This window comes from Flavobacterium franklandianum (assembly GCF_007097365.1).
In the GTDB taxonomy this organism is placed as follows: Bacteria; Bacteroidota; Bacteroidia; order Flavobacteriales; family Flavobacteriaceae; genus Flavobacterium; species Flavobacterium franklandianum.
Map to the genome: position 1 here is coordinate 97,944 of NZ_VJZR01000009.1, position 21,631 is coordinate 119,574.

At 34.9% G+C, this 21,631-nt stretch carries 21 protein-coding genes; 12 read left to right on the forward strand and 9 right to left on the reverse strand.

Features of this window, described 5'->3' with window-relative positions; genetic code table 11:
• Positions 1-6 precede the first annotated feature (6 nt).
• The 6 genes from FNW17_RS11095 to alaS all read right to left on the reverse strand — a co-directional run bounded on the left by FNW17_RS11095 (position 7) and on the right by alaS (position 5,915).
• Positions 7-627 (reverse strand): DUF4230 domain-containing protein, encoded by a 621-nt coding sequence (locus FNW17_RS11095; protein ID WP_144071664.1) that lies wholly within the window; start codon positions 625-627, stop codon positions 7-9.
• A gap of 48 nt (positions 628-675) precedes the next feature.
• Positions 676-1,014, reverse strand: a complete 339-nt coding sequence (locus tag FNW17_RS11100; RefSeq protein ID WP_235892925.1) for a response regulator transcription factor — start codon at positions 1,012-1,014, stop codon at positions 676-678.
• Positions 927-1,160, reverse strand: a complete 234-nt coding sequence (locus tag FNW17_RS16555; RefSeq protein WP_235892924.1) for a hypothetical protein — start codon at positions 1,158-1,160, stop codon at positions 927-929. Before FNW17_RS16555 ends, FNW17_RS11100 begins: the two co-directional genes overlap by 88 nt.
• A 119-nt stretch (positions 1,161-1,279) precedes the next feature.
• Entirely contained in the window at positions 1,280-2,239 is a 960-nt protein-coding gene (locus FNW17_RS11105) for a GSCFA domain-containing protein (RefSeq protein WP_143389530.1), read from the reverse strand.
• Positions 2,240-2,263: 24 nt separating this feature from the next.
• Entirely contained in the window at positions 2,264-3,052 is a 789-nt protein-coding gene (locus tag FNW17_RS11110; protein ID WP_144071665.1) for a hypothetical protein, read from the reverse strand.
• 232 nt (positions 3,053-3,284) lie between these two features.
• Complete coding sequence (gene alaS, locus FNW17_RS11115) at positions 3,285-5,915, reverse strand: alanine--tRNA ligase (protein WP_144071666.1); 2,631 nt, start codon at positions 5,913-5,915, stop codon at positions 3,285-3,287.
• A gap of 537 nt (positions 5,916-6,452) precedes the next feature.
• Here alaS and FNW17_RS11120 point away from each other — a divergent pair.
• From FNW17_RS11120 to FNW17_RS11165, 10 genes are all read left to right on the forward strand, one after another.
• Positions 6,453-7,430: a M23 family metallopeptidase gene (locus FNW17_RS11120; RefSeq protein ID WP_143389527.1), complete on the forward strand. Its 978-nt coding sequence runs from the start codon at positions 6,453-6,455 to the stop codon at positions 7,428-7,430.
• A gap of 78 nt (positions 7,431-7,508) precedes the next feature.
• A complete protein-coding gene (locus FNW17_RS11125; protein WP_143389526.1) occupies positions 7,509-7,769 on the forward strand; it encodes a hypothetical protein in 261 nt (86 codons plus the stop codon).
• Between the two features lie 71 nt (positions 7,770-7,840).
• Positions 7,841-8,173, forward strand: a complete 333-nt coding sequence (locus FNW17_RS11130; RefSeq protein WP_143389525.1) for a MerR family transcriptional regulator — start codon at positions 7,841-7,843, stop codon at positions 8,171-8,173.
• Between the two features lie 107 nt (positions 8,174-8,280).
• Positions 8,281-8,868 carry a LemA family protein gene (locus tag FNW17_RS11135; protein ID WP_144071667.1) on the forward strand — a complete coding sequence of 196 codons (588 nt, stop codon included), beginning with the start codon at positions 8,281-8,283 and terminating at the stop codon, positions 8,866-8,868.
• A 48-nt stretch (positions 8,869-8,916) separates the two neighbouring features.
• Positions 8,917-9,354, forward strand: coding sequence for a TPM domain-containing protein (locus FNW17_RS11140; protein WP_144071668.1), 438 nt, complete (start codon positions 8,917-8,919; stop codon positions 9,352-9,354).
• Positions 9,354-10,232 (forward strand): TPM domain-containing protein, encoded by an 879-nt coding sequence (locus tag FNW17_RS11145; RefSeq protein ID WP_143389522.1) that lies wholly within the window; start codon positions 9,354-9,356, stop codon positions 10,230-10,232. The genes FNW17_RS11140 and FNW17_RS11145 overlap by 1 nt, the downstream gene beginning before the upstream one ends.
• A 47-nt stretch (positions 10,233-10,279) precedes the next feature.
• Positions 10,280-10,693, forward strand: coding sequence for an RrF2 family transcriptional regulator (locus FNW17_RS11150; protein ID WP_143389521.1), 414 nt, complete (start codon positions 10,280-10,282; stop codon positions 10,691-10,693).
• A gap of 321 nt (positions 10,694-11,014) precedes the next feature.
• Positions 11,015-13,570 carry a TonB-dependent receptor gene (locus FNW17_RS11155; RefSeq protein ID WP_144071669.1) on the forward strand — a complete coding sequence of 852 codons (2,556 nt, stop codon included), beginning with the start codon at positions 11,015-11,017 and terminating at the stop codon, positions 13,568-13,570.
• A 153-nt stretch (positions 13,571-13,723) separates the two neighbouring features.
• Complete coding sequence (locus tag FNW17_RS11160; protein ID WP_143389519.1) at positions 13,724-14,464, forward strand: DUF2490 domain-containing protein; 741 nt, start codon at positions 13,724-13,726, stop codon at positions 14,462-14,464.
• 89 nt (positions 14,465-14,553) lie between these two features.
• Positions 14,554-15,726: a chromate transporter gene (locus tag FNW17_RS11165; RefSeq protein WP_144071670.1), complete on the forward strand. Its 1,173-nt coding sequence runs from the start codon at positions 14,554-14,556 to the stop codon at positions 15,724-15,726.
• Between the two features lie 67 nt (positions 15,727-15,793).
• On the opposite strand, the gene FNW17_RS11170 is transcribed toward FNW17_RS11165, so the two are convergent.
• The 3 genes from FNW17_RS11170 to der form a co-directional block, all read right to left on the reverse strand.
• Positions 15,794-16,258 carry a hypothetical protein gene (locus FNW17_RS11170; RefSeq protein ID WP_143389517.1) on the reverse strand — a complete coding sequence of 155 codons (465 nt, stop codon included), beginning with the start codon at positions 16,256-16,258 and terminating at the stop codon, positions 15,794-15,796.
• Positions 16,259-16,331: 73 nt separating this feature from the next.
• The gene (locus FNW17_RS11175) at positions 16,332-19,097 is read right to left on the reverse strand and encodes an outer membrane beta-barrel protein (protein ID WP_144071671.1); all 2,766 of its coding nucleotides are present in this window, start codon (positions 19,095-19,097) and stop codon (positions 16,332-16,334) included.
• Positions 19,098-19,251: 154 nt separating this feature from the next.
• Positions 19,252-20,562: a ribosome biogenesis GTPase Der gene (gene der / locus FNW17_RS11180; RefSeq protein WP_143389515.1), complete on the reverse strand. Its 1,311-nt coding sequence runs from the start codon at positions 20,560-20,562 to the stop codon at positions 19,252-19,254.
• A gap of 314 nt (positions 20,563-20,876) precedes the next feature.
• Here der and FNW17_RS11185 point away from each other — a divergent pair, with 314 nt between their 5' ends.
• Both FNW17_RS11185 and FNW17_RS16670 read left to right on the forward strand, forming a co-directional pair.
• Complete coding sequence (locus FNW17_RS11185; protein ID WP_143389514.1) at positions 20,877-21,389, forward strand: hypothetical protein; 513 nt, start codon at positions 20,877-20,879, stop codon at positions 21,387-21,389.
• Positions 21,386-21,511, forward strand: coding sequence for a hypothetical protein (locus tag FNW17_RS16670; protein WP_262710854.1), 126 nt, complete (start codon positions 21,386-21,388; stop codon positions 21,509-21,511). Before FNW17_RS11185 ends, FNW17_RS16670 begins: the two co-directional genes overlap by 4 nt.
• Positions 21,512-21,631 lie beyond the last annotated feature (120 nt).

Genomic DNA, 21,631 nt, shown 5'->3' on the forward strand with positions numbered 1-21,631 from the left:
CGGGTGTTATCCCTTTATTTTTTGATTAAAATCAGCTTCATTTTCGATCACTTTTCCTTCGTATTGTAGCTTCCAACCCATCGTATTGGTAAGAATCAACATTTTCGAAAGTTCTGAAATCAATCTGTTTTTAGCATTGGATTTCAAGGAAGATTTTTCTATTTTTTTGGCTAGATTGTCTTTAACCATTTTGTTTATTTTGTTGTAATCGTCACCTGTAAAGGGATTCAATTTACTTTGTTCTACATCATAATACTTAATGTCTGGACTTATTTTTATTTCTTCTTTTGGGATATTTGTAATGGTGATGGTTTTGTTTTTTTCGTCGATATCGTATTTCATTTGATGCAAATCATAAGCAACGGTCACATCGGCATTGACAATTACAATGGCTTTCTTTTCGAAAGAAACCACACCCATCAAATAGTCATCTTGATCTTTATAGGTAATCACTTCGGCAAAATGACCTTCGGTAACCACTATTTTTCCTACGTTTACGATTTGTTGCTGGATAAGATTGGTATTATAATCTAGTATTGCGTCGTCTTCTTTTTTGAATTCGCAAAACTTAAAAAGTAGAAAAATAGACACTACTGCAACAATTACGATAAGGATTCTGTTTAGCATTTTAATTTTTTCATAAAAGTAAAAAAAATATCGGAATGGAACAGGAATCTAAATCAACTTATTATTCTTTGCCGTTTGCATGGCTTCGAGTTTGTTGTGAACCTGCAATTTAGTATAAATATTTTCGATGTGTTTGCGAATGGTTCCTGAAGATAGAAATAGGTTTTCGGCAATGGCATTGTATTTTAGCCCTTTACTCAAATGTTCTAAAACTTCGATTTCAAGTGGCGTTAAATTGTATTCTTCTTGGTCTAAAATATTTTCGAAAACGGTTGGATTTCGAAATAATTTCAGGGTTTTTATCCAATCGAAGGGGGCATTGTGGCACCACCATTCATCGTTTCTATAATTCCCTGATGCAAATATTTTGGGTTCACTTCTTTCCAAATTTCTTTACCGTCAGCCGGATTTATTCCGTTCAGCGCCTCTTTGGTACAAACCACTAGGATGCCCGCATCGGATATTTTAGACCATTTTATGGTAGAATCAAAGTTCTTTTTCCGGTCGTTTGCATTTTGTGCAAAACTGCTCAAAGCAACCACGATGGTTAAAGTGGCTAGAATTAATTTTTTTATTGTGTTTTTTATTTAAAGTTAAAACACAAAGAAATGTATCTATCTCAATTGGAACAATACGACGAAATACGTATTTTTTAAAATTGAATTTGAGGAAAATGATTTTGAAGTTTCACCGTTTTATCGTGGAGTTTCGATAAAAATTGCTGGTGACTTTCAGAATTTGGATTGAAAGGTCTGTGTTGCAATCCTTTTTGAATTGTTTCGACTTCTTTCATTATCGAATGACTTTCTTCTGAAATACAAGTTTCAAAAAATCGTTGCCAAATATAATCTATCGCAACGGAATTGGGATGAATCATATCTTCGGCATAAAATCGATAGTCGCGAAGTTCGTCCATCATTATTTCGTAGCTAGGGAAATAGGTTGCAGATTGCAGATTGCAGATTTCAGATTGCAAGATTTTATAAATAGCAGTAATTAAATGGGCTTTGCTCAATTGATTTTCAACAAACCCATCTTTAAGATGACGAACTGGTGAAACCGTAAAAATAAAATTGACGTTTGGATTGATTTTTTGGATTAAATCCAAAGTATTTTGCATCGATTTTTTGATGGTTTCAACTGACAATAGTTCTTTTTTAAATTCCTTTTGCGGAACTTTATGACAATTGGCAACGATAGCGTTACTTTCTAAATTACGATAAACCCACGAAGTTCCGTAAGTGATAATTATATGGGAAGCTTCTTGCACTTGTTGTTTTGCAGATAAGATTATTGCATTCAAATTAGCAATAAAATTCTCCTTGTTGGAATTACTTATATCTGAATGCACATCAAAACAATGCCAACGCTCGTTATAAAAGAAGATGTCCTCATCGCTAAATTGTTTCCCAGAAACAGCAAAATCAATAAATTTTTGGATTGCGAGAGGGTGAAATAATATCCCGAATGGATTGCAAGAGTTTTCGAACTTGAAATAATCGAATTTCTCCGCCATATTCTCAGCAAAACATGAACCCAAAGACATAATTTTAGCATTATAATCAATTGGGTAGTCGCTTTTAAGAATGGAAATTTTAGTTCTGAATTGCATCAATTATTTTTTACAAAAATAGAATTAATTGTAGAATAATTGCGACTTTAAATGTTTAGAATCTGTATCGCCAAATATAATTTTCTCTGATACAATTTCGGTTGGATAACCATTTGAATTATATTGGTATTTACTGTCGATTCTTTTTATGGAAGAAATAATTTGATCGTCGTTGATAAGTTGTACCGTTGAGCTTTCGACATAAACGACACTATTATTCAACGAAATAGCTTGTTGGTAATTTAATAATTTACTGAATCCAACTATGTTATTTAAAGGATTCTGTGTGTTATCATATCCTAGACTAATTTCCTTTTTTGACAAAATTCCATTCCCTGTATTGTCTAAAATTTGATCGTCTTTAATAAGATTTCCATTTTGGAAAGATAAAACGCCGTGATAGATTTTCACTTCGAGATTAGCAGCCTCTTTTGTACGCTTTTCATAAGAAATTGTGCCGTCATTATTGTGAATATAATTAATAACGTAACCATCCGACGAAATTATTTTGGTCAATTTACCATCTGAATAGGAATATTCTAAGGTATTTTTATGAGAAGCTAATTTGTTAAACTCAACTATTTTGGTGATTAAATCTCCTGTATAATAAAATTCCAAAAGAACATCTACTTTATCAATATTGACGATTTTATTACCATTATAATTAAGATTTGTGTTGCTAGAGCTGCCATCGACTGAAACTTCGACAATCTTTTTTAACATCAATACAGGCCCAATAGCTTCGGTTGTACAAGAAGAAAGTGTTATCAAAGTAACTATCACAATGCAAACTATTTCTTTTACTTTTTTCATAAAACATAAAAACCAATTTGCCTTTTCTGAATATCAAGACTTCTCTTTGGCTTGCAAATCAACTTCATAAAAATAAAAACTACAATATTCACCGTTACAAACCCAATATTTCGGGTGAACTACTATTTCAACCTGCATCCAACACTTTAAAATGTCAACTATGTTTATATTAAAAACAAAACCCTTTCAGTACAACTGCACTCAAAGGGTTTTAACTAAAAAACTTATTTTTTTATTTCACAAAATCAATCGCTTTGTCTAAAGCTTCCTGAATTCCTTCCACTTTTTTTCCTCCTGCGGTTGCAAAAAACGGCTGACCACCGCCTCCACCTTGGATATATTTTCCTAATTCGCGAACTACTTGTCCAGCATTCAAGCCTTTTTCGGCAACTAATTCTTTCGAAATATAACAGCTTAACATTGGTTTTCCTTCTTCGGCTGTAGCCAAAACTAAGAAAATATTTTTGCCTAAAGTTCCCAATTCATAAGCCAAATCCTTTGCTCCTTCTGGACTCAAATCGACTTGTTTGGCCAAAAATTGGATTCCGTTAACATCTTGTAATTCTTGTTCTAATTCGCCTTTCATATTCTTGGCTTTATCTTTCAATAAAACTTCCAATTGTTTTTTTAATTTTGCATTTTCATCTTGCAACGAATGAACCGCTTTTACCACATCCTGAGGGTTTTTCAAAACAGACTTAACTTCACTCAAAATATTTTCTTGGGTTTCAAAATACGTTTGTACCGCATCGCTCGTAATCGCTTCAATACGACGAATTCCTGCTGCAACTGCACCTTCGCTGATAATTTTAAAATGCCAAATTTCAGCCGTATTTTTCACGTGAATTCCTCCACAAAGTTCCATACTTTCACCAAATTTGATAGCGCGAACGGTATCTCCATATTTTTCTCCAAACAAAGCCATAGCTCCTTCGTCTAAAGCTTGTTGAATTGGAATACTTCTTCTCTCGATTAAAGGCAATTGCTCCTGAATTCGAGCATTTACAAAATTTTCCACTTGACTCAATTCATCGTCTGTCATTTTAGAAAAATGAGAAAAGTCGAACCGCAAATTATTTGAATTAACCAAAGATCCTTTTTGCTCGACGTGAGTTCCCAGAATGCTTCGCAACCCTTGGTGCATCAAGTGTGTAGCAGAATGGTTCGCTGCGGATTTTCTTCTGCGATCTGGAGCTACAACAACTTTGAAAATCTCGGTCAAATTAGACGGCAACTCTTTTACAAAATGAATGATTTGGTTGTTTTCCTTTTTGGTGTCAATAATATAAATCACATCACCATTAGCTGTTTCTAGAACTCCTGCATCTCCTACTTGCCCTCCTCCTTCTGGATAAAAAGGCGTCATATTGAAAACCAATTGGTAAATTTCTCCGTCTTTTACACTTACCACTTTTCTGTAACGGGTAATTTTCACTTTGGCTTCAGTATAATCGTAGCCAATAAATTCCTGTTCTTCATCATCTAACAAAATCTGCCAATCGCCAGCCTTCACTTTAGAAGCGGCACGAGAACGCTCTTTTTGTTTTTGCAATTCCGATTCGAAAGCAGCTTCGTCTAAACTCAGTCCTTTTTCCGAAAGAATCAAAGCCGTCAAGTCGATTGGAAAACCATAAGTATCATACAATTCGAAAGCTTTTTTGCCCGAAATAACAGTTTCTTTTGAATTGGTAATTATATTTTCTAACAAAACTAAACCTTGATCTAATGTTCTTAAAAAAGAATTTTCTTCTTCCCGAATCACGTTAGTACAAAGTGTTTTTTGTGATTTTATTTCTGGGAAAGAATCTCCCATTTGGTTGCTCAAAGTTTCGACCAATTTATATATAAAAGGTTCTTTGGTATTCAAAAAGGTAAAACCGTAACGAATCGCACGACGCAAAATCCTGCGGATTACATAACCCGCTCCCGTATTCGACGGTAATTGACCATCGGCAATAGAGAAAGCTACGGCACGAACGTGATCGGCAATGACACGAATGGCAATATTCACTTTATCTTCTTCTTCGTTGGAAGCTTTGATGGTGTATTTTGCTCCTGTAATTAATTCGATTTCTCTGATTAATGGTGTAAAAACATCCGTATCATAATTGGATTGAACACCTTGCAAAACCATACACAAACGTTCGAATCCCATTCCAGTATCGACGTGTTGTGCTGGTAATTTTTCTAAAGAACCATCGGCTTTACGGTTGAATTCCATAAATACGTTGTTCCAAATTTCGACAACGTGTGGATGGTCGTTGTTTACCAATGATTTTCCAGAAACCAAGGCTTTTTCTTCGGCAGAACGAATGTCCACGTGAATTTCTGAACAAGGTCCGCAAGGTCCTTGATCGCCCATTTCCCAGAAGTTGTCTTTCTTGTTTCCAAGAATAATGCGGTCTTCATCGATTAAGGTTTTCCAGATATCATATGCTTCTTGGTCGAAAGGAACATTTTCTTCTGCATTTCCTTCAAAAACGGAAACGTACAGAATGTCTTTTGGTATTTTGTAGACTTCGGTCAGCAATTCCCAAGCCCAGTTGATGGCTTCTTTTTTGAAATAATCGCCAAACGACCAGTTGCCCAACATTTCGAACATCGTGTGGTGGTAAGTATCAATTCCTACTTCCTCTAAATCGTTGTGTTTTCCTGAAACACGAAGACATTTTTGAGTATCGGCTATTCTTTTGCTTTTCGGCGTGGCGTTACCCAAGAAATATTCTTTGAACTGCGCCATTCCTGAGTTGTTGAACATCAGGGTTGGATCGTTCTTGAGAACTATTGGCGCTGAAGGAACGATTAGATGTCCTTTGCTTTCGAAAAAATCTAGAAATTGTTTGCGTACGTCTTGTGATTTCATTTTTATTGTTTATTCGGTTATTTGGTTAATCGATTAATTGGTTTTCGCATCTACGAAAAGTCAATCAACGAACCAACTTTTGCCCCAGATTATCTCACACGCTCTTATTGTCATCGGAGTTCACTGAACACTTTGTGTTTGCAGTGGAAAGCTTCGAAGTTTTGGAATCTATTTTTTCTTGAGGTGGCAGAGCGACCAAAGGAAGCTACTGCTGGCTCATTAGAAAAAAGATTACAAGACGAGAACTTGCAACGAATAGCTGGAAAAGGCACATTAAGTTACTATTTTTTTAAAAACCATCCTATTTATCTTGCTCATTTGCCCTTTTTCTTTGTTAAAAAATATTTCAATAGCAAAAACTATTAAACTATTTTTTGCCTTGAAAAAGAACAAACTAACGTCGCTAAATTTGGACGCTTTATTTCAAAACAGTAACTAAAATATTTATTATCGAAAAAAGGGTGTGAGAAATGAAACATTTACTAAATTTGTTCGACTAACCTTTTTACGATGTGCAAAAATAGGGTATTTTAAAATATGGCGAAAGTAAAATATTATTACGATTCCGAAAATCTAGCCTATAGAAAGATAATAACCAAAACCAGGAAGAAAATTGGAGTTGTTTTGTTGTTTTTAGTGGCTTCGGCATTGTTTGGTCTTTTAAGTTTCATTGTTTTATTGAATACTCCCTATTTTGAAACTCCAAAAAATAAAAAACAAGCTCGCGAAATCGAGAATTTAAAATTGCGTTATGCTATCTTGGACAAAAAAATGGACGAAGTGGATAATGTTATTGGGTTGATTGAAGAAAGAGACAATAATTTATACAGGGTTTATTTTAATGCCTCGCCTATTCCTGAAGAGCAACGAAAAGCAGGTTTTAAGGACGTCGATCGATACAAGGATTTAGAAGGTTACGACAATTCGCAATTGGTTACCAATACGACAAAAAGGATTGACGTACTCCGAAAAGAACTCGCCATTCAGTCGAAATCGTTGGACGATATTTTGAAAATGGCCAAGGCAAAAGATAAATTATTGGCAGCTATTCCGGCCATTCAACCCGTGAGAAACGAGAATTTAAAAAGTAGAGTTTCGGGTTTTGGATATCGAACGGATCCTTTTACCAAGGCGAGAAAAATGCACGAAGGAATGGATTTCACCTCTAAAACGGGAACTCCAATTTATGCCACAGGAGACGGCATTGTGGCAAGAGCCGACAATACAGCTTCGGGATTTGGAAATCATATCGTGATTCGACACGGTTTTGGATATGAAACTTTATATGCGCATCTTAGCAAGTACAAATGCAGAGCTGGACAGCACATAAAACGGGGTGACATCATAGGTTATGTAGGAAGCACCGGAAGATCAGAAGGTCCACATTTGCATTACGAAGTGCATAAAAATGGGAAAGTGGTCAATCCGCTCAACTTTTATTACGGAAACATTTCGGCGGTGGAATATGTTGCTATTGCGAAATTGGCGAATCAGGAAAACCAATCGTTTGACTAGTTTTCAGGTTTAAAGTTGAAAAACTTCAGATTTAATCGCTTAATAAAAAAGAAAAACTAAACTAAAAAATATTAAATAATGAAAAGTGAATGGAATACAAAATACGAAGAGACTGAAATTAAAATAACTAATAGTTGGATTAGTGGTGAAAAACTTTATATAAACAATGAATTGCAAGATGAACAACTAAATTTTATTACTCCAAGTAATATGACAGGAAATTTAGTCAATAAACAAGGAGAAAAACTTAGTATTAAAGCAAATATATCAGGTTTCTTTACTGTAAGTTGCAGATTATTTATTGACAACAAAAAAGTAGAATTGAAACAAACTAGATAGAGAACAAATTACCACGTTAGAAATAAGTTGAAATAAACCTGAATTTCATAATATTTAAGAACTAAAATAATATGCATATTGAACTTTCTAAAGACAAAAGATATTACAGCATTGGCGAAGTCGCCAATGCTTTTGATGTGAATGCCTCGCTTATTCGGTTTTGGGATAGTGAATTTGACATTCTCAAACCAAAGAAAAACGCCAAAGGCAACCGGATGTTTACTCCCGAAGACGTGAAAAACCTGCAATTAATTTATCATTTGGTAAAGGAAAGAGGTTTTACACTCGAAGGCGCCAGAACACATTTGAAAGAAGGACAAAAGAAAACCTTGGACAAATTTGACATTATCAGCAAACTGGAAACCATAAAAGTACAGTTGACGAATATCAAAAATGAACTTTAGATTTTTGATTGTAGATTAACGATTTTTGAACCGAGCGTCAGCAAACTGGCGAAGCATTGCAGATTTTAAAAACAAAAAATAAATACTAAACTTTAAATTAAACAAAAATGGATTTTAAAAAATTTTTACCTTGGATTATTGGAATTGGATTAATCTTAGTCATTGCTTTTTGGGTAATGGGAATAATGAATACAGGTTTGCAAAAAGACCAAGCTGTCAATAAAGAATGGGGTAATGTAAACACAGCTTATCAAAGAAGAAATGACCTTATTGGAAACTTAGTAAACACGGTAAAAGGTGCTGCCGATTTCGAAAAAAGTACATTGACAGCAGTAATCGAAGCTAGAGCAAAAGCTACATCTGTAACAATTGATCCTGCTAATGTAACTCCAGAACAATTGGCTGCATTTAACTCGGCTCAAAGTGGTGTTAGCAGTTCTTTATCAAAATTATTAGTATCCGTAGAACGTTACCCTGAATTGAAAGCAAACGAAAACTTCTTGAAATTGCAAGACGAATTAGCCAGTACAGAAAATCAAATTCTAACTGCCAGAACTCGTTTTAACGAATCGGTTTTAGAATATAATGGTTATGTTTTGGCAATGCCACAAAGTATCTTCTTAGGAAAATACAAAGAAAAACCCTATTTCAAAGCGGTTGAAGGTGCTGATAAACCTGTTGAAGTAAAATTCTAAAACCTCCCCAACCCCTCCAAAGGAGGGGCTTAAAAAAAAACAAAATAAATGTCAAAAGTTGAAGATTTTTTAACCAAAGAAGAAGAACTAGCAGTTGTTGAAGCTATTCGTATGGCTGAAAAAGCGACTTCTGGCGAGATTAGAGTTCACATAGAAAAAACAACTTCCAAAGTTCCTTTTGACAGGGCTTTGGAAGTTTTTCACGAATTGGGAATGGATGCAACCGAACTCAAAAACGGGGTTTTGATTTATGTGGCTGTAGAAGACCATAATTTTGTTATTTGCGGAGACAAAGGGATTAACGAAGTAGTTCCTGCCGATTTTTGGGATTGTACCAAAGAGGCAATGGCTGCTGAATTCAAAATCGGGAATTTCAAGCAAGGATTAATTGACGGCATTACAAGAGCTGGCGAACAATTGCAAAAATACTTTCCTTATCAAGAAGGTGACACGAATGAATTATCAAACGAAATATCTAAAGGATAATGAAAATAAGTCAGAAGTTAGAAGTGGGAAGTCAGAAGTGGGAAGTGGGAAGTAAAAAAACAAGAGAAGACAAGTTACCTTATCTAAATATAAAGTTATTATTATATTTAACAGCCCTTCTTTTTCTGCATTGCGAGGTTGTTTCTGCCCAATTTGACATTCCTGCAAAACCAGATTTCCAAACTTCGGTTTATGATTATGCCAATGTTTTAAGCGCGGATGAGAAAACGCAATTAGAACAAAAACTCATTCGCTATTCTGATTCTACCTCAACTCAAATCGTCGTTATTACCATCGAAAGTTTGAAAGGCGAAGACATCGGGATTTTGACTCCAAAATGGGGACAAACCTGGGGAATTGGAGGAAGTAAAGAAAATGATAATGGTGTACTTATTCTATTGGCGAAAGCCGAAAGAAAAATTTGGATCTCTCCAGGTTATGGGCTGGAAGATAAATTAACCGCTGGAATTGGTGGAGAAATTACCAGAAACATCATCATTCCCGAATTTAAAGCAGGTAGTTATTACAGAGGATTAGACAAAGGTGCCGATGCGCTGTTTGATGTTTTCAAAGGAAAATACAAAGGCGAAAGAAAACAAAATAAAAACAAAAATTTTCCAATTTTACCGATAATAATTATAGTTGTCATCGTTCTTGTACTTGCGTCTAGAAATAAAAAAGGTGGCGGCGGAAATTCTGGAAATTCTGGTGGCGGACCAAGTTTATTGGATGTAATTCTCCTGAGTAGTTTGGGTCGAAACAGTGGCGGTGGTGGTTTTGGCGGAGGCGGCTTTGGCGGTTCTTCTGGTGGAGGTGGCTTCGGTGGAGGATTTGGCGGAGGTGGTTTCTCTGGAGGCGGTTCTGGTGGAAGTTGGTGATTTTTAATTCTATCAAATAACTATTATATTTGTAAAAAACATTCCCAATGCTATCACAAAAAACCAAATACGCACTTAAAGCCCTACTTTATTTAGCCCAGCAAGAAGAAAGTTACATTGCTAGGACTATCGAAATTGCCGAAGGTGCCAATATCCCCAAAAAGTTTTTGGAACAAATCTTATTGGAGTTAAAAAGAGGACATTTTGTGAGCAGCAAGCAAGGAAAATTAGGAGGTTATTATCTGATAAAATCGAAAAATACGATAACATTGGCCGATATTCATCGATTATTTGATGGTGCAATCGCACTTCTTCCTTGTGCTTCATTAAATTTTTACGAACCTTGCCACGATTGCAAAACGGAGTCGGAATGCCTATTAAGACTGGGATTAATAGCTGTTCGAGAAAAAACTTTAGTAGCGATGGAAGGCATTACTATCGCATCTTTAGCAAAAAAATAAAAAAATATTTTCTAAACTCTACTAATTATATAGAATTAATTATATATTTGTCCCAGAATTTAAAACATTAATAACATTACCCATTTAAAAGTATGAAAATGAGTCCAAACAAATTCGCCTTTTTAGAAAAAGAATTAATAAAAATTAAAAAACAAGATTATATGATGATGTGTACGTGTTGCTTTTAAAAAAAATTTAATACAAACTCTACTAATTACATATAATTAATATAATAATGAAACGCCCACGACAATTATCATTAAAAAATAGGGATATGATTAAAGGCGTTCCATCTTCCAATAAAAAAAATATTATATACAGATGAAAACTATCTATACAAAAACAATTTCGACTATAACTTTTATATTAATATTCACCACCTCTTATTCTCAAAGTACTCTAGAAGGAGTCTTGAAAAACGAACAAGATTCACCTATAGAAGGTGTTAATGTAGTTCTAAAAGGAACTACCACTAATTCAACTTCAGATGTTAATGGTAAATTTACCATTGAGGCCAAAGAACTTCCATTTACAATTATTGTACAATATGCAGGATTTAACACTAAAGAAATTAAAATAACCGAACTACCCACTAGTCCATTACAAATTGTTATTACTACGGGTGAGGAAAAAATTCTATCCGAAGTAGTTGTTTCTTCAAGACGCAGAATAGAAAAAGTACAGGATGTTCCAATTGCGATCTCAGTTATAACAGGCAAACAAGCTGAACAAGCTGGAGCTTTCAATGTGAATCGTATCAAAGAACTGGTTCCGTCGGTACAATTATATTCCTCCAATCCAAGAAATACTGGAATCAACATTCGTAGTCTGGGTTCTCCTTTTGGACTTACAAATGATGGTATAGAACCAGGTGTTGGATTCTATGTTGACGGAGTTTATTATGCTCGTCCAGCAGCAACTACACTTGATTTTATTGATATAGAACGAATTGAAGTATTACGTGGTCCACAAGGTTCCCTGTTTGGAAAAAATACGACTTCGGGAGCTTTCAACATAACAACCCGTAAACCAAGTTTTACTTCGGGAGCTGATTTTGAAGTGAGCTATGGAAATTACCAATACCTTCAAGCCAAAGCTTCAATTACAGGACCTTTGAGTCAAAAAATTGCGGGTCGTCTATCCTTTTCAGGTACGCAACGTGATGGTTTAATTGAAAATATAGCAACCGGAAAATCGACAAACACGCTTAATAATCAAGGAATCAGAGGGCAAATCCTTTTTACTCCAACGGAAAACACCAATATTACTTTGGCAGCAGATATTACAACGCAACGCCCTGATGGATATGCGCAAGTAGTTGCTGGAGTTGCTCCTACAAATAGGGCAGCTTACCGCCAATTTAATGCTATTATTGCCGATTTGAATTACCAGCTTCCAAGCTTGAACGCATTTGATCGCAAAATTGATCAAGATACACCTTGGCGTTCGGGACAAGATTTAGGTGGTGTTTCTCTTAATGTTGATACAAAAATTGGAATAGGAACTCTTACTTCAACAACCGCTTGGAGATTCTGGAATTGGGATCCATCAAATGATAGGGATTTTACAGGCTTACAAGTTCTTGCAAAATCACAAAACCCTGCAAAACACAAACAATTTACACAAGAGATTCGTTATGCAGGACAACTTAGCTCAAAATTAAGTGGTGTTGTTGGTGTATTTTTCATTGACCAAACTGTCAAAATCGATGGTACAGAAGAATCTGGAAATGCGCAATGGCGTTTTTCTCAAAGTACTACCAATACTGCATTGTGGAAAACACCTGGCCTATTTGAAGGATACGGAATTCATACCAATGCAAAAATACATTCAACAAGCGCGGCAGTATTTGGTCAATTGGATTGGGCTATAACCGATCGCTTGCACGTATTACCGGGTTTAAGATATAATTACGATAATAAAGATGCCGATTACGACCGTAAAACGTATGGTGGTCTTCAAACTAATGATCCGGCTCTAATTGCTTTAAAAAAATTGGTTTATACCGACCAATCTTTTGTAGCTGGCGCTGATGATACTGACTTTTCTGGAAATTTAACTGTGACCTATAAAGCAACCGATAAAATCAATGCCTATGCCACTTATGCAAAAAGTTATAAACCAATTGGTGTGAATGTAGCAGGGTTGCCAACTGTCTCAGGTCAACCAGCACTTGATCTTGCCGTAATTAAACCCGAAGATGTAAATCATTATGAATTGGGTATAAAAACATCTCCTTTCAAAAACTCAATTTTGAATTTGACTTTGTTTAACACCGAAATTAATGACTTTCAAACTAACGTACAAGCAGCAGAATTGGGTATAAATCGTGGCTATCTTGCCAATGCTAACAAAGTACGTGTCAAAGGTGCTGAGTTAGATGCTAGTATTATAATCAACCATCATTTTACCATTAATGGAGCTGCAACATATACAGACGGTAAATATGTAAAATTTACCAATGCACCACTTCCGTTAGAAGAAACTGGATCTACAGTATCGTTCAAAGATGTTTCAGGAACGGATTTACCCGGTGCTTCAAAATGGGCTGGATCTTTAGGAGGAGAATACACTAAAACTGCGAAATTCTTTGGAAATACAGGTAAGTTTTTTGTAGCAGTAGATGGTTATGCTCGTTCAAAATTTTCTTCAAGTCCTTCCGCTTCAAAATATTTAATTGTAGATGGCTATGCTATTTTTAATACCCGTTTCGGTTTTCGTACTTCCGAAGGTTCGTCTGTTTACTTCTGGGGACGTAATATTTTAAACAAGGATTATTACGAACAGTTATTACCTGCTGGTGGAAATTCAGGACACTATGCCGGAGTATTAGGAGATCAAAGAACGATTGGAATCACTTTAAAATATGCTTTGTAAGACTTATAACTATTGATTATCAAACCCATAAAGTTTATTTTAACAGGTATTTCGTTTCTACATCTATATAATTTACGATCAAATTTGCATATAAAAAATAAATCCCTCTTAAATTAAGTTTGTTTAAATTTGCCAAAATTTGAATTGAACTTAATGAAATTTATATATACCCTTTTTCTATTTTTAGCTTGCGGTTTTTTAAATGCCCAAACCAAAAAAAATGTAGATCACCAAAGTTTGCTTTGGACACGCTATTACAATATTTTGAATATAACCAACAAATGGTCATTACATAGCGAATTTGACAATCGGGTTTTCCTAAATTCTTTTGAACAAAATTTGTATGTAATTCGAATTCAAGGACGCTACAAAATAAACCCTGAAATAGAAATAGGTGCTGGATATGTTTATTTTTCGGTTGCAACTCAAGACCCAGAGGTTACTTATGGCTTTAATGTACCAGAATACAGAGGACAGCAGGATCTCACTTGGAAAAAAGAACACGGCAAATTTACGCTGAACCAAAGATTTAAGGTAGAAGAACGCTTTTTTCATAATGCCAATAAAGAAGGATTACTTCCAGGAACAACTTTTTTTTGGAGATTTAGATACCGGCTTCAAGGAGAATATAGCTTTTGGAAAAAGGAAAACCAGTATTTAAAAGCCATTATTAATGATGAATTGATGATTAATGGCGGAAAAAATGTAGCTAAAAATACTTTTGACCAAAACCGAATTTATGCCGCTTTACAGTTTGGCGTCAACAAAAATATTGCTTTGGAATTGGGTTATTTAAAAAGTTTCCAGCAGCGTGCGAGCGGTGTAGATTATTTCAATCGGGATATTATTAGGTTTACCTTATTTCACAAAATAAACCTTTACAAAAAGGAGTAACATAAAAAACCAAGGATATAAGGAATATATTCCAATGTTTAAATTACCTGGTTCGTTTTTAGTTTGTCTTTCTTTTAAAAATTACGAATATGAGTATAGAAAAACTTAATTACACCTTAATAGATTTAATAAAATATTTTCTCAAACTGGGCACTACGGGTTTTGGAGGCCCGGTGGCTTTGGTTGGCTATATGCATCGCGACTTGGTTGAGGATAAAAAATGGATTAACGATTCCGATTTCAAGGAAGGATTAGCTCTATCACAATTAGCTCCAGGCCCATTGGCCGCACAATTGGGGATTTATATTGGTTTTGTTCACTTTGGAGTTTTAGGCGCAACTCTTTCGGGATTAGCCTTTGTTCTTCCCTCTTTTATAATGGTAGTTTTATTAGGAATGGCCTACCAAGCCTACGGCGGTTTACCGTGGATGCAAGCCATTTTTTACGGAATAAGTGCAGCAGTAATTGGCATTATTATTTTAAGTTCTTATAAACTCACAATTAAATCCATTGGCAAATTTGAAGTTCCATCCATAAAAAATAATTGGCTGCTTTGGGTATTTTATATCACTGCAACAATTCTTACGGTCGTAACTCAAAAAGAAGAAATGTTGTTGTTTCTAGCTTTGGGATTCATTTATATGATAGTAAAAGCACCCCCTGAATGGATTAAACGACCAAAAACAGCTTCCATGTTTATACTTACCACTGCTGGTTTTTCGACTATCGAACTTGGAAAATTAGGCGACATTGCCTGGTTTTTCACTAAAGCTGGAGCTTTTGTTTTTGGTAGTGGGCTGGCTATTGTTCCTTTTTTACACGCCGGAGTTGTAAATGAACACGGCTGGTTAACCGAAAATCAATTTGTCGATGCGGTGGCGGTGGCTATGATTACTCCTGGCCCAGTTGTGATTACCGTGGGTTTCATTGGCTATTTAGTGGCAGGATTTACAGGGGCTTGCATTGCGGCATTAGCTACCTTTCTTCCTTGTTATTTATTTACGGTTATACCTGCTCCTTATTTCAAAAAAATTTCCCAAAACAAAAGTATCAAAGCATTTGTTGACGGAATAACTGCTGGAGTAATTGGTGCTTTGATGGGTGCAGTAATTGTAATTGCAGTCAGGACAATTGTAGATCTTCCAACAGCACTAATTGCCATAGGAACTGTATTAATTTTAATTTATATTAAAAAAATACAAGAACCCCACATTATTGGTATTGCAGCTGTTTTAGGTATCACAATCAAAATGATTTTATAAAAAATTCCCAAACACGAGATAAGATTGCGTTTGGGAATTTTTATTTAATTTGTTCCGAAAAAACTAACTATTCTTGTGGTTGATTTCCTCTACCTTCACCACTTTGTCTGCTTTCTCTAGCTTCTCTCATTTTTTCTCTATTGGCAGCTTCATTTTCTTTCATTTTTTTGAATTGCTCAGGAGTCAATATGGCTTTTAATTTGGTGTCGGTTGCTGTTTTTTCTTCGTTTCTTTTCAGCATTAGGGCTTTGCGCTCTTCGCTGGTCAACTCTTTGGCATTGCTAGCCATTCGTTGGTCTCTCATAGCTTGAAGTTGGGCACTTTGCTCTGCAATAATCGGTTTGATTTGCTCTTGTTGGTTGGCATCCAATTTCAATTCGGTCGTCATTCTATCTAACGAAACCTGATTTCTTTGCTCTGGGGACATTTTTTCTCTTTGTTGTCCTTTGTTTGATTTTTTCTCTGGTTGGGTTTCTTGTGCAAAAGAGGAAATGCCTATAACCAATAATGCTGCGATAATTAATTTCTTCATTCTATTTTCATTTTTAAGTTTAGGTTTATAAGACTGTAATATATCGAAATGGTTTAATCCAAAATTAAGAACATTAATCCTCATTATCCATTCCTCTATTTCTTGATCCTCGGGAACGATTTTCTTTTCCTCCAAAATTTCCTAATTTATATGCCAACGAAAACATTGCATAGCGTTTCAAAACGGTATTTTCTTCATCGCGAATAGTCGTTGGCGAAATGGTTCTGGTAGCACTTAGGTTTTGATTCAAAACGTCATAGACTTTTACTTTCAAAGTCATTTTTTTATCGAAAAATCCATACGACAAACTTGTGTTCCATAAATAGAAATCTTTTTTGAAATCGTCCGAAATATTCGAATTGTAGGCATAACCAAAATCATTTCCGAAAATCCAATTTTTAGGCCAATAGTTGGTAGTTTGCAAATTGATTCTGTGCACCACATTCGAACTGGCTTTAAGGGATGAATTCGTATATCTGGACTCATTATAAGACAAATTATACGAAGGTGCAATGGTAAGCAACTCGCCATAATCATAAGAAAAATAGACTCTTGGAGTAACCCCTAACGATTTTGCGTCATACAAAACAGTATTGGTAAATCCTTTGTCCAATGAATAGTTTCCACTTAGGCTCAATCCATAACGCAATACATGAGCTTCACTTTTTACAGTTTGATTCCAATTTCCTCCCAAGGATGTGGTGTATGTTCCAGAAACGTTTTTATAAGTTGTTGTTCTTTTTCCACTTTCATCATAAACCGAAGTCGAAACTACTTCGCTATTGAAAAAATCTCCTCGCATATACAAGTTATAACCTGAACGAGTTCGCATATCAAAATTCCTGTAATTGATGTTGACACTATTTTTTTCGTTTGGATTCAAATTTGGATTTCCTATAATCGTATTTAATGGATTAGCCAAATTTCCTACTGACATCAATTGAGTTGAAGAAGGAAGGCTATTGGAATAATCGTATCTCAAAGTAAGGAATTTGGAGCGATCCAACTTATATCGTATTTGTGCTCTTCCATAAGGCAAAACATATTTTTGATTCAAATCGGTAATTTTATTAAGGTATAATGAATGATTGTCAAAATCAATAATTGATGTACTCGAATTCAAATTGAAAGTAAAATTGTTCTTTTCGAAAGTAATCCCCACTTTTGGAGTAATAGAATTTTGTCTAGAAGAGGTATAATTCGTTTGCAAATCGTTTAGAGTAGAATACGATTGTGAAGTAGCATCATAATCGAATGTTTTAAGGTCGTTTATAGCATTCGACCAATCAAAATCAGAGCCAATTCGAACTCGTAATGAATCTGTTATGGGCTCTGTGTATTCAATATCGGCTGAATAAGAATCATATGTGTTCTGCGTTTTGCTGTTCTGATTTCTCTCATCGTTGGGCTTATCACCTTGATAAAAAATTGTTTCCGATAGATTTTGTACATCCGAATCGCTATTGGAGTTATTATTAGTGAAAACAAAACTTAAATTACGAGCTTTTCTTTCGAAAGCTTTGTTAAAATTTATTGAGTTTCCAAAATTTGTAGCTGTACTTTCTCTATACGATTTTGAGTTGTTTTCGTTTAAAGATTCCTCCTTTTCGTCTTTAGAAAAACTCGAAGATTCAGAATGACTATTCGAAAGAGTTTGATCGACTTTTGGAGTAACCACGATTCTCGTAGTGGGATTTATTTTATGTTCAAATTCAAAATTCACTTTGTTTCCAGTATTTTCATTTCTTGATTTCGAATCAGATTCGGTAAAAATAGTTCCTGTAGGCAAGAAATTGGCCTGATTGGATTTGCTTTCGTTTTTGTTTACTGAATTCGAAAAATTATAACTTGCACTAGCTTCCAAATCTTTCAACCATTCATCGGAATAATTAAAGCCAACCAGATTAGATTCTGTAATTCCCCTGCCTCCAGTGGCCCTTGTATCTCCTCTAGCATTTCTTCCGCCACCCATACTATCAAAGACTTCGTCTTGCGAAAAACCTGTGGAATTGATATTATTGGCTGAGGCCAACAAACTAATTTTTTGTTTATTATCGAAAAAATTCACGATAAGACTGGCTTCATATCGATCATCGGTTCCATAACCACCCAAGAATTTTCCAAAATAACCTTTGTTTATCTTTTCGTCAATGGTCAAATTGATGCTGGAATAATCAGAACTAGACTCTTGTTTGGATAACTCCTCTTTTTTGGTTTTCAAATCCGAAACTTGAACTTTACTTATCAAATCGGCAGGCAAATTTTTTAAAGCTACGGCTCCATCTTTATCAAAAAAAGCTTTGCCGTTTACTAAAAATTGCGTCACTTCTTTTCCGTTCACGGTTATTTTACCATCACTATCAACTTCAAATCCTGGCAATTGTTTCAACAAAATTTCGACATTGGCATCTGGCCGAACCTTGAATGAAGAAGCATTAAACTCTAAAGTATCTTTTTTTACTCGAACTGGCGGCGCTTCACTTTTGATAACCACCTCATTCAATTCTTTTGTATTTTGCAACAAATATACTTTTCCATAATCCTTGCTCTCTAAAAGTGTATTTTGCTCCTCAATATAAGGCTGGTACCCCATATAATTAACTTTTAAAAATACAGGCTTATCGTATTTTTTAATACTCATTTTAAAAACACCATTTTTATCTGTATTTACATACTCTATTACGGCAGAATCTTTGGCACTTGAAAAATATACTGTAGCCAACTCAAGCGGAATTTGTGTATTAATATCATACACCGTTCCCTTAATAATAATTTCATTTTGGGCATTTGCAGAAAAAAAGAAAAGTAGCATCAATAAAAAGGAATAGATTTTAGGCATATAATAATTCTTACATTAATTCATTAAGACTCAAAAATATTGCAATGGTTTAATAGTGTTTATAGATTTATCTTATTTTATAGAAAAAAGGCATAAAAAAACCCCCAAATAGTGTCTAACTCTTTGGGGGCAGTCTATTGCTCGGGATTTAGTTTTATTTTTCTCTAATATAAATATCGATTGGCACTCCTGAGAAGTCCCAGTTTTCTCTAATCTTGTTTTCGAGGTAACGTTTGTAAGGCTCCTTGACATATTGCGGCATATTGGCAAAAAACACAAACTGTGGCGTAGCTGTTGGCAATTGCATACAATATTTAATTTTCACGTATTTCCCTTTGGTTGCTGGCGGCGGATAAGCTTCGATTACTTTCAACATAAATTCGTTGAATTTTGAAGTCGCAATTCTTTGTTTTCTATTTTCGAAAACCTGAACAGTTGCTTCCAATGCTTTCAACAAACGTTGTTTTGTGAGTGCCGAAACAAAAAGAATAGGCACATCGGTAAAAGGCATTAATTCTTCTCTAATTTTAGCTTCGTAATCCCGGGTTGACATCGTGTCTTTTTCGACTAAATCCCATTTGTTAACCAAAATCACTACTCCTTTTCTGTTTTTTTCGGCTAACCAAAAAATGCTTTGATCCTGTCCTTCAAATCCACGAGTGGCATCGATAATCAGGATGCAAATATCGGAGTATTCAATCGCACGAACGGAACGCATTACAGAGTAAAACTCCAAGTCTTCCTTTACTTTAGCTTTACGACGAATTCCGGCAGTATCTACCAAGTTGAATTCAAATCCAAAACGGTCGAATTTGGTATCAATAGCATCACGAGTTGTACCCGCAATGTCTGTAACCATAAAGCGTTCTTTACCAATAAGTGCGTTTATAAAACTAGATTTTCCGGCATTTGGACGACCCACAACTGCAAAACGAGGCAACACTACTTCTTCTTGAACTGGTTCTGGCTTCACTGGAAAAGCATCAATTACTGCATCCAATAAATCTCCTGTTCCACTACCAGAAATACTGGCAAAAGTGTAAAAATCACCTAAACCAAGGTTGTAAAACTCAAGAGCATCCTTTTCACGCATTGAATTATCCACCTTATTTACAGCAAGTAAAACAGGCTTTTTTACCTTACGCAAAAGTCGGGCAACGATATCATCCATTGGTGTAATGCCTTCTTCGACATCGACCACAAAAATAATTACGTCGGCTTCGTCAATGGCCAGTTCTACTTGTTTACGGATTTCGCCTTCAAAAACGTCATCTGATCCACGAACATAACCACCTGTATCAATCACAGAAAACTCTTTTCCGTTCCACTCGCTTTTACCATAGTTTCTATCTCGGGTCACCCCAGATACTGAATCCACAATAGCTTCTCTTCTTTGTATCAGCCTATTAAAAAGGGTTGATTTCCCTACATTAGGTCTTCCTACTATCGCAACAATATTATTCATTTTTGTAAATTTTTAGCTTTCAAATTTCAAATTTTAGAATCTAGTTTCCTAAAATTCTATTACTTATAAATCCAAAATGCAGTATTTTAATTTTTTGCAAAGGTAGTGTTAAATCCCATACTATCAATTTTTTTACTATTTTGCAATGCAAATAATGATTCCTCTATAAAATGCGATTACTATTAAAATAATTTTGCCACAGATTTTACAGATTAACACAGATTTTTTATTTGAAATTTTCTTGTTCTAATTTTTCTGCGTGAATCCTTTTAATCTGTGGCCAAAAAATAATTTCGAACCTAAAAACTGACGTTATGGATACCAATAATGAAATCAGACTTCGCCTGCGTTTTTACAAAGATGTTCCCGAAAATATGGAATCCATCCGTCAAAAATTCGAAAATTATAAAGTGACTTGCATCGAAGATTGTCATCTAAAGATCAAACACAATCATATTTGGATGAATATTCCCGAGGCAAAACGTGACTATTGGTCGCCACATTTGCATTTGGAATTAGAACCAAAAGATAATAACGAAACGCATATTCGTGGATTGTTTGGACCAGACCCCACTTTGTGGACACTTTTTATGTTTTTGCATTTTATGGTGGCGGGAATTTTTGTGATTTTCGCGGGTATCGCCTACTCTGACTATGTTTTGAAAAATTCGACAAGAATGGATTTTCTCGTAATGTTAATGATGGTTATCGTTTGGTTTTTGCTTTACTTCATCGCCAAACAAATACGGTATAAAGGCAATGGACAAATGAATGAATTGGAAAGAAAGTTTTTAGAGATTTTGGAATTAAAAGAGCAAACTTTATGAAAATTATTTGGACAGCAACTGTTTTAGAAAGTTATGAAGAAATTCTAAATTATATTAGCCACAAATTCACAATGAAAGAAACAGTAGATTTCATTGACAAAACAGAGAAGCTATTCTGCTAATTATTTCAAATAATTTTGAAGTGGGAAGCCAGCATAAAGAAACCCAATACCGCAAATTTTTAATTGCAAAACAAAATTACTTATTTTACAAAATCGAAAACCAAACTATTTATTTGTCGG